We start from the raw sequence: 13,438 nt of genomic DNA, 5'->3' as shown, positions 1-13,438 counted from the left end.
GATTCAAACTATACTATTATACTATCTTGTTAATATGTATTTTATATGAATATCTCCTTACATTTATATTACATATTACGAAAGCATATCTTAAGTTATAATATAGTTTTTATTACCCAATATCCGTATTCACCTGATTTTGGATTTTTTCCATTGCAGGAATAGAATTCATGAAATCCACATACATTTGCTACTAAACTTTCTTTAAAATAATATATGTCAGGTATCCCCAGCTTTAATGCACCTTCCACTTTACTTCTACCTAAAATTAAATGTTTGTATTTTCTATAACAAGTCATCAAGAAGGCATTGTTCATTAATATCCATGACTCTAATGGTAAAAATACAAGGTCAGTTATTTCTATTTTTACCCACTCTGTTTTTGTATCTTGCTTATCAAAAGGTGTTATTTTTTCGTTCTTTTCAAATATTTCATCAATAATTTTAACTTCTTCTTTCATTTCAAGCTGCTTTTTAATATATTCAATTGTATTTAAGCCACTTTCAGGGTTCATATTCGTTTTACGTTGATTTTGATTATCCGACCTCTGGTTAAAATCTTTCTCCGTCTTATTAAGTACTTTTTGCCTATTAATCGAATCTGGTATGCTAGTATTTTTATTGTTATTGTTATTTTCAGTATTAGTATCGTTCCCATTACTATTTATTTTATTGTCATGTGGATATGGAATGTCTTGAGTTTTTTGGGTGTTTTGGGTGTTTTGGGTGTTTTGGGTGTTTTGAGTGTTTTGAGTGTTTTGAGTGTTTGGTGTTCCTTGTTCATTCGATGTATTTTCATTATCATGAATATTCTTTGCATCCATATTGCTTGATTCATCAATTATATTATGCATACTCTGTTTGTTAGTAATGCCTTGAATTTTATCGTGATTATAATTTTTCAGCTGATTAACACGAATATCCTCAACTGTAACTTCGTCGCTAGCTGCCACGATGTGTTTCTTGGTAACTTCTTCTTCAAAGACAAGATTTTCATGGTTAAACACATCATCATGATATCCAACTAAAATTTGTTCATGTTTATATCTTGTTATAACTACTCCTTTTAAATCATCCATCCATAAACCTTCAACTGGAATTAATTCATTCATTTTCCCGTTTTTATCTGGCCTTATTGCTTGTATTTCTTTCATATAATATTTTTGTCCTCTATTAAATACTATACAAAAATAATAGCTCTCATTTTCTAAAGGTTTCATACCTTCAATAGATAGTGTAATTTTGTATTTACCACTTCTTTTTTCTAATTTATAGTACGCGATAATAGGTTTTCCTTTTAAACAATATTCTTTATTAATTACTTCAAGATGAACAATTTTTCTAATATATTTTTCCATTTAAAAACCCCCTTTATATATTTATATTAGTTAAAGGGGGGTTTTATTATTTTTTCAATTAGTTAATATATAATTACTTAGCTCAATGAATTGTTTTAAGGTTAGTGCTTCTCCTCTGATCCTTTCATCTAATCCCATTTTTCCAAGTACTTGTTGCAAACAAGCCTTTGAAACGTTAAGAGTCTCTTGATTACTTATACTATTTACTAATGTTTTCCTTCTTTGGTTAAATGAGGCTCTAATTATTCTAAACAAGAATTTCTCGTCGGCGACTTCTATCTCTTGTTCATCAAATCTCTTCAAACTAATAACTGAAGATCCTACCTTCGGAGCTGGTATGAAACAGTTAGGACCAACCTGAGCAATTACCTTTGGTTTTGAATAGTATTGTACCGCTAAAGAGAGTGCACCATAATCTTTTGTGCCAGGTCCAGCTTGCATTCTGTCTGCAACTTCTTTTTGTACCATTACCGTGATTGTATCAACTGGAACGTTGTTTTCAAACAGACCCATAATAATGGGAGTAGTAATATAATAAGGTAAGTTTGCTATTACCTTAATCTTTCTACCATCATTATATTGGTCTATAAGCTTTTGCATATCAACCTTTAAAATGTCTTCATTGATAATGATAACATTGTCGTATCCTATTAGAGTCTCCTCTAGTATAGGAATTAACTTCTTATCAATTTCTATAGCGATAACCATTTTTGCATTCTCAGCCAAAACTTGAGTTAAACTTCCAATACCCGGACCAATCTCTATAACAACATCTTCTTTTGTTAATTCTGCCCCGTGTACAATTTTTTCAAGGATATTTGAGTCTATCAGAAAGTTTTGCCCAAATCTTTTTTGAAAAATAAAATTGTATTTATTGATGATTTCCATTGTTCTTTTTGGTGTTGCTATTTTTTCTTGCATTTGTATCTCCATTGGTAATCTTATTATATTTCAGTAAGGATAATTATAGCATAGTAAAAATAATATGTAACTACATTTATATACTCAACTAGTTATCTCGCTTTATAGATTTTTTTCGATTATGACGGCTAATAATGTATAAGCTGAGCTATGAAAGTTAATACTAATATCGTTCAATGTATTTATAATAAATAGTTCTTGCGTTATCGTTAATCACGTATTATAATGTACGTATTATCAAACGTAGTATTAGATACTACGTGTTGGAGGTGTTAATATGAAGTATATTAAAGATCCTATGAGTGCGTTCACTCATTTTATTGGAGTTATTCTATCCATTATTGCTGTCTTTAGTCTAGTATCTAAGTCGTATATCGTTGGTTCCACAATTCATGTTGCAGCATTTGCAATTTTTGGATCGAGTTTAATACTACTATATTTAGCTAGTACTTTATATCATATTATCGATAGACCAAAAGGCTTAAGCAATATTCTTCACAGAATTGATCATATGATGATTTTTGTCTTAATAGCTGGAACCTATACCCCTATTTGTTTAATACCCTTGAAGGGAACAATTGGACTTACTTTACTATGTATTATATGGTCGACTGCAATCGCAGGCATCTTATTCAAATTATTTTGGATGAATGCTCCTCGGTGGATTAACACTGGAATATACATTGGAATGGGTTGGATGATTGTAATAGCAATTTTTCCACTTGCAAAAACTTTACCTGGTACAGCTATTAGTTGGCTATTCGCAGGAGGGATTGCCTATACACTTGGTGCTATTATTTATGGTACTAAATGGCCAAAAATTAATTCAAAGTGGTTTGGTTTTCATGAAATCTTTCATTTGTTTGTCTTATTAGGTAGTTATTGTCACTTTGTTCTTATGTATCAATATGTATTAACGTTTTAATATTTTAAAAATCAAAAACTGTTTATAGATTCGTTGATCAATTTCAACAATCCTATTTACAGTTTTTCTTAGTTGTTATTTTATTATTCTTCTGGTTTATTTATATTCTTGTTTGGATGATTCTATATAAACAACAAATTCATCTAGTAATTTAGAATCAAACTTGTTTCTCTCACTTCGAATTATTTCAATTGCACCTTCATGAGAAAACGACTCTCTATAGGGTCTTTTTTCAATGAGTGCTAAATATACATCGCATATCTTTAGTACCCTAGCACCTTCTGGAATCATAATCCCTTTCAACTTACTTGGATACCCTGTTCCATCAAAGTTTTCATGATGATGAATAATACAAGATAAAATATCCTTAGAAATCAGATTGCTTTGAATAAGAATTTCTGTACTCTTTGAGGAATGTTGTTTAACATATTCAAATTCATCTTCTGTTAACACTCTTTCCTTATTGAAAACGCTATAATCCATTGCAATTTTACCTAAGTCAATGAAAACACCCGCTACTGCGACCATTTTACTCATTTCTTCTGAGAATCCTAAATATCTAGCAAACCCTTCTGCTAGATTACTCACTCTAATATTATGTTTAACAATTTCATAACTGTCTTGTGTTGTCATAATAAACTCCTCAATTCATATCTTATTATACAATTATAACATATGATTTCATAAATGCGGTTTTAAATTTTATTTATTAAGAATCCTTTCAATATAAGCCTTCGACCATTTACCTTCATAAGTCACCTCCTATACTATACTAAAATGTCCTTTTAGAATAAAGATATCTCCGCTTTACTTTCATTTATTTTTCTGCTAAACTATACTTATTCACATATTATAATAATACAATTAACGAGGTGAACAAATGGATATCAACAAATATACTGAAATGGCTGAACTTTTAAAGGTACTAGGCCATCCAACAAGGTTATGTATCGTAAATGGATTACTAAATCAAGATGGATGTAATGTTTCATTTATGCAAAATTGCCTAAATATACCTCAATCAACTGTATCCCAGCATATTTCAAAACTTAAATCTGCTAGAATAATATCTGGCGAACGTAACGGTTTAGAAATCAATTATAAGGTTATAAATGAAGATGCTATTCGCGTCATTAATGCACTTATGCACAAAGATGCTAATTAATTAGTACGGTTATAAACAAGAAGGACCTATAGTATAAACTCTTTTAACAAGTGTCTATACTATAGGTTCTATTTTATTGAAATTCTTCTTTTAGTTTCTAATTGTTGTTTTGTTGTATTTCTTATTGTTGTATTTCTTATTTTTTTTCTTGTTTTTGTATTTTTTGTTTTTGTATTTTTTATTATTTTGTAATTATTTATTTATTTTTTCCTTACCGTTCATATATGGCCTTAATACCTCAGGTATTATAATGCTACCATCTTCTTGTTGAAAATTCTCAAGTACAGCTGCAGTTGCTCTACCTACTGCAACGCCACTGCCGTTTAGTGTATGAATAAAATTTGCTTTGTCTTTGACATTTTCTTTATATTTTATATTAGCTCTTCTCGCTTGAAAAGATTCAAAATTACTACAACTAGATATTTCTACATATCTATTGTAACTTGGCATCCATACTTCTAAATCATACTTCATTGCTGCAGTAAATCCTAAATCTCCCATACATATTTTCACAACTCTATACGGTATACCTAGTAATTGAAGCACCTCTTCTGCATCTCTTGTTAGTGATTCTAATTCTTCATATGAATTTTCTGGTTTAACAAATTTAACCAACTCTACCTTATTAAATTGATGTTGTCTTATTAATCCTCTGGTATCTCTACCCGCTGATCCTGCTTCTGCTCTAAAGCACGCAGTATAAGCACAATGTCTAATTGGTAGCTGCTCGGAAGTTAATATTTGATCTCTATACATGTTTGTTACAGGAACCTCAGCAGTAGGCACTAAAAAATACTCCGTCCCTTCAACTTTAAAAGCATCTTCTTCAAACTTAGGTAGTTGACCGGTTCCTATCATACTTCTTCTATGAACCATAAAAGGTGGAAACACTTCTGTATAATCATGTTTATCAACATGTAAATCCAACATAAAATTAGTCAAAGCCCTTTCGAGTCTTGCACCTAGTCCTTTATAAACTGTAAATCTTGCACCCGTTATTTTAGCTGCAGCTTCAAAGTCTAATATGTCAAGCTCCGTGCCTAGATCCCAATGTGGCTTTGGTTCAAACCCAAACGATTTTGGTTCCCCCCACTTTCTAATTTCAACATTGTCTTCATCTGTATCTCCAAGCGGAACCGAGCTATGAGGCATATTGGGAATTGTTAACATGAAGTTATTCAATTCAATTTCTATCTCTTTAATTTCTTGATCTAAATCCTTGATCTCGTTAGATAATGCTTTCATTTGTTCTAAAATTGCGGTAGCATCTTTGCCTTCCTTTTTTAAAATAGGAACTTGTTTAGATACTACATTTTGTTTGTTCTTAAGTTGTTCTACTTCCTGCAAAAGTTCTCTTCTTTTTAGATCAAGATCCTTAAATCGATCTAGATTAAAGTCTTCTTTTCTATTACTTAATGCATTTTGTACTTCTTCAAAATTCTCTCTTAATAGTTTAATATCAATCATTGTTTTTTTCTCCTATTCATTAATCACAAATGGTTGTGAAGCATGTAAATTCACGTTACCTATCTGTCTCTTTTCTAGTTACTTATGCAGAACTTATTCTGTAAGGAATGAAAGCGCTTGTTCGTGTATTATATCCTTTACATTGTCTTACTTTTTGTGCTTCCTGGAACATAAAAAAAACCTCTACGCCACCATATAAATATATGGGACGAAAAAGTTCCGCGTTGCCACCCAAATTGCCTAATCGGCCTCTCTGATGTATTATAAAGGATACAACCCTTCCGATTTTCATCGGCAACTCCAGAAGTAGAGGGATTATATGTCACATCGATTCTCACCAACCATCGACTCTCTTAAGTGATACAATAATCTTAGCTTCTATCAACGTCAATTTATCTGTTCTTATTATAATCTATTAGAATTTATTTTTCAATAAATATTTTTAAATATGTACTGGTATATGTTTTTTCTGTTATTGTATCTAAAAAGTTGTATGAGCACATGATATAAATACTTGCCCACCATTGATTAAACCTTATTATGATTTAGATTGTGAAAAGAAATCTTACAAAACAGATTTATTAAAGATGATTTATCTCAAGTAATAATATTAATTCAATAATAAATAATTATTTTGCTCTATGTGAAAAAACTTATTAATCGGAGTGTCTAAAAGGAACATGTGTTTATGTTTTCACACATAATTTTTCTTCCTAGTTTTTCTTGCTTATTTATATTCGTACTATCGTATTATCTTATTTTTAGAACTAACAAGGGAACACGCATACATGTTCCCTTGTTTTAGATTTCGTATGTGTCTACTATAAATAGTGTAGTTTCCGTTGCCAAATCTAATTCTTTCATATTTTCATATGGTTCGCCATTAGAATTTTTTATTAGTCTAATGATAGGTCTAGTAGTAAGGGTATTATTTTGTTTGATAACGATACAATAATCCCCTCTGTTGGTAATTACTCCTGATCCTGATGGATAAACAGCTATGTGATTGGTAAATGTATTTACAATTTCTTGATCAAATATAACACCCTTCATTGCAGTTAAGTACTCAATCACTTCATATATTTTGTAGGCATCCCTATTAGATCTTCTATTCGTCATTGTATCAAACACATCACATATCGCAACTATTTTAGCTGAGTCATGTATCTTGTCTCCTGTCCATCCAAATGGATATCCACTTCCATCAAGTCTTTCATGATGTGTCAATATTACAACCTTTGAAATAGCACTCAGCCACACTTCATCTTTTACTGCTTCATACCCATGTATTACATGCTGCTTAAATATTTCCTTTTCCTGAGCACTTAACCCTGTTTCTTTATTTAATATTTCATCTGGTATTAATACTTTTCCTAAATCATGAAGCAATGCACCAATTGCTAAGTCTCTTGCCTTCTCAGGTGAGTATCCTCTTTTTATTGCGGTTAAGACAGAGAGACTACATACGTTAACACTATGTGAGTATGTATATTCATCTTCTCTTCTAATATCAGAAATATTTACAAGAACTTCTTTATTAGATAGAATGTCTTCAATTACAGTTTGTGCTACTTGTGCTATAGCATCTAGTTCAACTTTACCTGACGTAGAGAATTTTTCCAAAACATTTTTAACTTCTTTTTTACAAAGGTCTCTTGTACGCTCATCGATAAAATCTTCAATTTCAATACCTTCAGATATTGCATCCTCAATATAAATATAGTCTATCCCCAATTCCTTTAATTTTCCAACGTATGATTTTTTCACCCTAATACCTTGGGATAGCAAAATCATATCATTCTTAGTGTATATTGGTTTAGCTAATATTTCTGTTCCTTTTAAATTATCTACGAATACTCTTCTCATTTATATCACCTACACCAGTTAATATGATAGCCCTGTCGGCCCCACTGTTTCTCATGCTTATTTAATTTGCACGCTTCCTGAATAAATATTGCTAGAAAGGTTATACTACGATTGTACCACATTTTTTATTAAATTGGTACAATAACATCTAATACCCCCCTCAACCTGCGTTTCATTGCGCAGGTTTTTATTTCCCAGGAAATAATTTGTAATTTTTTGTCACTATCTCTTAATGAAAAAGATCATCTTTATTCATGTTCAATATCTTAATTATCGGATGTGCTTTTCACTTTCATAGTAACTATATATTTTTAAATAAACTTATATATAGCTTCGGCAACTCCGTTCTCATTATTCGTATTTTGAGTAATGTAATCTGCAATAGCTTTAACTGTCTCTCTGCCGTTTTTCATACATATTGCTAATCCCGCGAATTCAAGCATATAAATATCATTTTCGCTATCACCAATCGCAATAACTTGTTCTCTAGTTATTGATAACTTATTTGCTAAATACTCGAGCGCAATACCCTTGTTTCCTTCATTACACAAAACCTCTAAATATGCTTTTTTTGAATAAAATACAAATACTTCATTTTTTAATTCGCATTCAATTTTCGCTTTTATTCTATCAAGCTTAGATGTGTCTGTGCAATTATATAGAACTTTTATACTCATTTGCTCATTCTTTAAATCTTCTATATGTTTCGCCTTCATACCTGATAAATTTTCATAATCTTTGATTCTGTTTGTATATTTTTCTACAAGAAGCTCTCTATCATTATAGATCTGTATATCTACATCCTCTGCTCTACCTATATCTACTAGCTTTTCTAACAATTCCTTGTTTATATATTTTCTAAAAATTACCTCTCCCTTGGCAGACGTAATTATTGATCCATTAAACACGATTGCAAAATCTTCACTTCCATAGCCTTCAATTGCTTCAATATATTTACTTACAGACTGGGTAGGCCTTCCCGTACAAAGTACCAGTTTCACTCCCTTGTCTAAGGCATACTTTAATGCGTCAAGATTGGTTCTGCTTATTTCTAAATTATCATTTAATAATGTATCGTCTAAATCTATTGCTAATAATTTATATGACAAGTGTGCCTCCTACATTACAATAATTAGTTATTCGTATTCATTACTTTATCTAATGTTAATCTTTCTTCTTTTGACAATTCTTTTTCCGTCTTCCCATTAACTACATCTTTAATGTATAAATAATGGCCTTCGCTGCTATAAATACCATTTAATATAAGTCCCGAATTTGTTGAATCTAATAATACATATACAAAACTTAACTTTCCTGATAACCCCGAGAACGCATCATATCTATAAATAGATGATTTTGAATATGCCGTTGTTAATGCTTTTTGCATATTCGATATGTTAGATTTAATATCTGCATGAGTATTTATTACCTTATCTACCTCAATTTTATGCATTAATAACATTTCTTCAACATTTTGGACTTTTTCACCTTTAAACATTAAATTATACCTTTTTTTAAGCTTGGAAGTTTTAACCATTTGAATAATTAATAATATAAACAATAGGGCTAGAAATGAGTATGTTCCAATTATTATTTCTAAACCATAATTGCTCATTAAATATGTAACAGTTTCCATTGTAAATCTCCTTAGTAATAATGATTATATTTTCACTATACAGTATTCTCATTTTTTGATTTTACAAGCAAATAAAATATAGATCGCACGTATTTATAACAATGCCTGTTGTGTAACTAGAACATTTCTGTTCGACTTTTATCGGTGATTGTCAAATATTAATTTGCTTTTATTATTGATAACAAATCTGAAATTCTCTCTAACTCTTCCATTGAAAAATACTCAATTTCAATATTACCTTTATGCTCATTCTTTCTATTAATAGTTACCTTTGTCCCCAGTATCTCTTGTATGTTCTTTTCCATTTCTCGATATATTGGTTCTAGCATATCCATATTTTCGATGGTTTTTTGTTTTTTAGCAGATGGTTTCATAATGCTTTTGATTAGTTTTTCTGTTTCTCTAACACTTAATTTTTCATCAAATATTTTATACGCTAATTCATATTGAGTCTGCTTATCTTCAAGCGCTAATAATGTTCTTGCGTGACCACTTGATATCATTTCATCAATTATCATTTGTTGAACACGATTATCTAAATTGAGTAATCTCATAATATTTGCTATAGCTGATCTACTCTTTGATACTCTTTCTGCAATATCATCTTGCTTCAGCATAAACTCTGTTAATAGTCTTTGATATGCCAAGGCTTCTTCAATAGGATTCAGATTTTCTCTTTGAATGTTCTCAATTAGAGATACTGCTAAAATTTCTTCTTGTGTAAAATCTTTTATTACTACTGGAATCTCTTTCAGTCCAGCAATCTTAGATGCTCTCCATCTTCTTTCTCCTGCAATAATTTCAAAATAATTTTCCTTCTTAGTAACTATTAATGGCTGAATGATTCCATACAACTTTATAGATTCAGCTAGCTCATGCAATGAATCTTCATTGAATGTCTTTCTTGGTTGTTCTCTATTCGGTTCAACGTCTGAAGTTTTAAGATATATAACGCCATTATTGTTTTGTTCTAATATCTTTTCCTCTAGGTCATCCTCAATAAGAGCGGATAAACCTTTTCCCAAACCCTTTCTTTTTGTCGTCATTCTTCTTTTCCTCTCTTTCAATTACTTCATCCGCAAGTAGTCTATAACTTTCAGCCCCTTTTGATGTAGGGTCATACAAATTTATTGGAAGTCCATGACTAGGCGCTTCGCCAAGTCGAACATTTCTAGGAATTATTGATTTGTAGATGTTGGTTTTTCTTAGCTTTTTTTTCACTTCATCTACAACTTGAATAGATAGATTCGTTCTTGCATCATACATAGTGAATACAACACCCTCAATTTCCAAATGCGGATTTAATCTTTTCTGAATAAGATTTATTGTATACATCAATTGAGATAACCCCTCGAGTGCAAAAAACTCACATTGTATCGGAACAAGAACAGTATCAGCTGCAGTTAATGCATTTACCGTTAGTATGCTAAGGGATGGAGGGCAATCAATTATAATAAAATCATAAGAGTTTTTGATTCTGTCGAGTTCAGTTTTTAGAGTAAAGCTACTGCTTTCTGTGCCTATTAACTCAATTTCTGCACCCGCTAAGTCAACATCCGCTGGTATTACTGATAGGTTTTCAATCAAATTGGTTAGGAGACAATCTTCAATTGATATTTCACCAAGAAGTAACTCATACATTGTTTTCTTTTGTTCATTTATTTTTTTCTTATCAATGCCTAAACCTCTTGTTGTATTTCCTTGTGGATCTATATCTACAGTAAGGACTTTCTTTCCCTTTTCAGCTAAACATGCTGACAAGTTCACTGTTGTTGTAGTTTTACCCACTCCACCTTTTTGATTTGCCACAGCAATAATTCTACCCATTATATGCTACTTCCTCCTAATATGTCAATTGTACCTTTTATTATTATAGCACATTCGTTTTCAATTAACCACTTCTTTGCCTTAGTTTTTGCTTTTTTTGCGTCAATTTTACGCTTAATTTTATTTAAAATGTTTCACGTGAAACATTTTTTAATGCATTTCTCCTTATAATTAGTTAGGAGTGATGTCAAGCACACAATAAAGGTGCGTTATCATGGACTTCAAGCTATGATTCTCATTATTCCTAACAAAGTATTATAGCCGACAAAACCACCATGAACAGATTGGAACAGATAAAATGTTTCACGTGAAACATATCAATGTTACAAAACCCCCGCATTTACTACGGTTTTGTAATCAAATGTAACCTTCGCTTCCACATCAGAGGGGACTCACCCCCCTCCGATGTTGGAACTAGTTCCCCCACTTAAGAGGAACTGATGAAAATCTCTATTCGGTTAAATGCATTTAGCGTCTTAAATATCAATTAAATACTATGTATTTCATTTATTTCAAGGTAAAAATAAGCGGATATTTTAAAGCTATTTGATAAAGACATCTTGCTTGCAGAGAAAATATTTTCAAATTCATACTATTAACAAATATTTATATCTATCAAAACGGAAAATGTAGTCTGTATAATAATTGGAAACAAGCTAATTTGTTCACATACAAACCATACAATACCTTATTAATTATCCGAACTTTGTCATTAGAAAAGATTATTAAAAACCCATAAACATTATAATTAAAACACCTTACTTAATAGATTCTGGGCGTTTAACCAGCTCATCGTTTTTATAATAAGATAACTAACGAATTAAAAGAGCTTGTTAAACACATAAATGGTATAAGAATTTGATCAACTTATTTAATACCTGTAAACTACATAATGAATTTTCTCATCTAATACTTAGAACCTTGAAAGATATCTTTATCAAATAGCTTTCAAATATTCGCTCATTTTTCGCCTTGAAATTAATTATCTTCAACCCAAATACTTGTGAACCTTAGAATCCAATTATAGCATTTAAAATAAATGGGCCCCCAAATAGCGTATTTAATACAACAAAAATATACTTTAGTACCTACTTTTATGCGATAAAAACAAACTTAAATATTTGTTATCTGGGTTACAACCGTTATACTAGAGCACAAATATGTAGCAATAAGGATTAAATTCAAATTGATCTATGAAATATTTTATTCATTCTAAAAGACATATCCCTTTGAATAGAAGTAAATTTATATTATTAGGATGTATTTTTAAGTAAATACATAATTGGTTTTCACTATATATGATACAGTTTGTACCACTTCAAACACATACTATTGTTTCAAAATCACCATGTTAAGATGAATATATTTTCTAAACATTCTACTATTCAAAATAGAAACTAGACTATATCTTGAATTATACAAACAAAATAAAATGAATAAATAGATACTACGTTATCTAAAGATATACTTTATATTAATTACATATACTTTCTCATTCAATGGATAAACTATCCTCCCACTTTTTCAGAAAATTTAAATTTATAAAACAAATTAGTAATCAATAATCTTGTTAATTTTAATATTCATGGTTTTTAAAAAAATGCAAAAAAACAGGCAAATTAATACAAAGTCATAAAATCAGACATATAAAAGGTCCACTACACTACAAAACCCGTTAAACAGTGCTTTAAACGCCAATATCGGCATGATTGCAAAACAATGCTAAAATACACACCGAAAATCATTAAATTTAGAATAATGCAATTCAATAGCAATTTCTAAATGTAATATTTGATATTTCTAATAACAAAGCCCCCTACTAGTTACAATATATTATTTTAGTAAACCTCATAGAAAGCTTAAGCCTTTACACTGGTATAAATAAGAAGTACCCGTTCCAATTATGCCTCTATTAATATAACACCTACGACAAACCCGCATTGTTAGCTACAGCAATTAATATATTTATCAATTCGCATAAAAAAGCTATCCCCGTCTCGTCCTCTATACCTTCAACTTCCAAGACAAATAACATATATCCAAGAATGAATACAGAAAGCAGGAACGTACATGGAAATACTATGCATGTATAATCTAGAAAATCTATACTCCTCGCCAATCAAACACATTATAATATGTTCTGGCTTACTATCTGCTTTTTATATATTAAGTGCAACGCTTTATTATTGCGGCTATAAGAAACAAATAAAAAGACACTTCTTATTGAAGTGCCACAGATTGTTGACAATTTAATTTATTATCAATTGACGAAA

12 protein-coding genes are annotated in these 13,438 nt (G+C 30.5%); 2 read left to right on the top strand and 10 right to left on the bottom strand.

Annotated elements, in window-relative coordinates:
* Positions 1 to 95 precede the first annotated feature (95 nt).
* Both CVU84_13015 and CVU84_13010 read right to left on the bottom strand, forming a co-directional pair.
* On the bottom strand, positions 96 to 1,358 hold the full coding sequence (locus CVU84_13015; GenBank protein PKM93828.1) for a hypothetical protein: 1,263 nt from the start codon (positions 1,356 to 1,358) through the stop codon (positions 96 to 98).
* 54 nt (positions 1,359 to 1,412) lie between these two features.
* Entirely contained in the window at positions 1,413 to 2,279 is an 867-nt protein-coding gene (locus CVU84_13010) for a 16S rRNA (adenine(1518)-N(6)/adenine(1519)-N(6))-dimethyltransferase (protein ID PKM93827.1), read from the bottom strand.
* A gap of 277 nt (positions 2,280 to 2,556) precedes the next feature.
* On the opposite strand from CVU84_13010, the gene CVU84_13005 reads away from it, so the two are divergent.
* Positions 2,557 to 3,204, top strand: a complete 648-nt coding sequence (locus tag CVU84_13005; protein ID PKM93826.1) for a hemolysin — start codon at positions 2,557 to 2,559, stop codon at positions 3,202 to 3,204.
* A 96-nt stretch (positions 3,205 to 3,300) separates the two neighbouring features.
* Here the strand turns inward: CVU84_13005 and CVU84_13000 are convergent, their stop codons facing one another.
* The gene (locus CVU84_13000) at positions 3,301 to 3,837 is read right to left on the bottom strand and encodes a phosphohydrolase (protein PKM93825.1); all 537 of its coding nucleotides are present in this window, start codon (positions 3,835 to 3,837) and stop codon (positions 3,301 to 3,303) included.
* Positions 3,838 to 4,084: 247 nt separating this feature from the next.
* Here CVU84_13000 and CVU84_12995 point away from each other — a divergent pair, with 247 nt between their 5' ends.
* The gene (locus CVU84_12995) at positions 4,085 to 4,369 is read left to right on the top strand and encodes a transcriptional regulator (protein ID PKM93824.1); all 285 of its coding nucleotides are present in this window, start codon (positions 4,085 to 4,087) and stop codon (positions 4,367 to 4,369) included.
* Positions 4,370 to 4,561: 192 nt separating this feature from the next.
* Here CVU84_12995 and CVU84_12990 read toward each other — a convergent pair whose 3' ends face one another.
* The 7 genes from CVU84_12990 to CVU84_12960 all read right to left on the bottom strand — a co-directional run bounded on the left by CVU84_12990 (position 4,562) and on the right by CVU84_12960 (position 11,165).
* Positions 4,562 to 5,836 carry a serine--tRNA ligase gene (locus CVU84_12990; GenBank protein PKM93823.1) on the bottom strand — a complete coding sequence of 425 codons (1,275 nt, stop codon included), beginning with the start codon at positions 5,834 to 5,836 and terminating at the stop codon, positions 4,562 to 4,564.
* 82 nt (positions 5,837 to 5,918) lie between these two features.
* Complete coding sequence (locus tag CVU84_12985; GenBank protein ID PKM93822.1) at positions 5,919 to 6,128, bottom strand: hypothetical protein; 210 nt, start codon at positions 6,126 to 6,128, stop codon at positions 5,919 to 5,921.
* A 509-nt stretch (positions 6,129 to 6,637) separates the two neighbouring features.
* Positions 6,638 to 7,702: a hypothetical protein gene (locus CVU84_12980; GenBank protein PKM93821.1), complete on the bottom strand. Its 1,065-nt coding sequence runs from the start codon at positions 7,700 to 7,702 to the stop codon at positions 6,638 to 6,640.
* A gap of 311 nt (positions 7,703 to 8,013) precedes the next feature.
* A complete protein-coding gene (locus tag CVU84_12975; GenBank protein ID PKM93820.1) occupies positions 8,014 to 8,811 on the bottom strand; it encodes a hypothetical protein in 798 nt (265 codons plus the stop codon).
* Between the two features lie 23 nt (positions 8,812 to 8,834).
* Complete coding sequence (locus CVU84_12970; protein ID PKM93819.1) at positions 8,835 to 9,338, bottom strand: DUF4446 domain-containing protein; 504 nt, start codon at positions 9,336 to 9,338, stop codon at positions 8,835 to 8,837.
* A gap of 158 nt (positions 9,339 to 9,496) precedes the next feature.
* Positions 9,497 to 10,384, bottom strand: coding sequence for a chromosome partitioning protein ParB (locus CVU84_12965; protein ID PKM93818.1), 888 nt, complete (start codon positions 10,382 to 10,384; stop codon positions 9,497 to 9,499).
* The gene (locus CVU84_12960) at positions 10,335 to 11,165 is read right to left on the bottom strand and encodes a chromosome partitioning protein ParA (protein ID PKM93817.1); all 831 of its coding nucleotides are present in this window, start codon (positions 11,163 to 11,165) and stop codon (positions 10,335 to 10,337) included. The genes CVU84_12965 and CVU84_12960 overlap by 50 nt, the downstream gene beginning before the upstream one ends.
* Positions 11,166 to 13,438: the final 2,273 nt, after the last annotated feature.

It is taken from the genome of Firmicutes bacterium HGW-Firmicutes-1, assembly GCA_002841625.1.
Taxonomy (GTDB): domain Bacteria; phylum Bacillota; class Clostridia; order Lachnospirales; family Vallitaleaceae; genus HGW-1.
Note: the sequence above shows the minus strand (reverse complement) of the source record. Positions and strands in the feature narration are given on the sequence as shown.

Excerpts from the sequence above, each read along its gene's own strand:
- CVU84_12960 (PKM93817.1), bottom strand. The coding sequence starts at position 11,165 with ATGGGTAGAATTATTGCTGTGGCAAATCAAAAAGGTGGAGTGGGTAAA.
- CVU84_13015 (PKM93828.1), bottom strand. The coding sequence starts at position 1,358 with ATGGAAAAATATATTAGAAAAATTGTTCATCTTGAAGTAATTAATAAA.
- CVU84_12980 (PKM93821.1), bottom strand. The coding sequence starts at position 7,702 with ATGAGAAGAGTATTCGTAGATAATTTAAAAGGAACAGAAATATTAGCT.
- CVU84_13000 (PKM93825.1), bottom strand. The coding sequence starts at position 3,837 with ATGACAACACAAGACAGTTATGAAATTGTTAAACATAATATTAGAGTG.
- CVU84_12995 (PKM93824.1), top strand. The coding sequence starts at position 4,085 with ATGGATATCAACAAATATACTGAAATGGCTGAACTTTTAAAGGTACTA.
- CVU84_13005 (PKM93826.1), top strand. The coding sequence starts at position 2,557 with ATGAAGTATATTAAAGATCCTATGAGTGCGTTCACTCATTTTATTGGA.
- CVU84_13010 (PKM93827.1), bottom strand. The coding sequence starts at position 2,279 with ATGCAAGAAAAAATAGCAACACCAAAAAGAACAATGGAAATCATCAAT.
- CVU84_12990 (PKM93823.1), bottom strand. The coding sequence starts at position 5,836 with ATGATTGATATTAAACTATTAAGAGAGAATTTTGAAGAAGTACAAAAT.
- CVU84_12970 (PKM93819.1), bottom strand. The coding sequence starts at position 9,338 with ATGGAAACTGTTACATATTTAATGAGCAATTATGGTTTAGAAATAATA.
- CVU84_12965 (PKM93818.1), bottom strand. The coding sequence starts at position 10,384 with ATGACGACAAAAAGAAAGGGTTTGGGAAAAGGTTTATCCGCTCTTATT.
- CVU84_12985 (PKM93822.1), bottom strand. The coding sequence starts at position 6,128 with ATGAAAATCGGAAGGGTTGTATCCTTTATAATACATCAGAGAGGCCGA.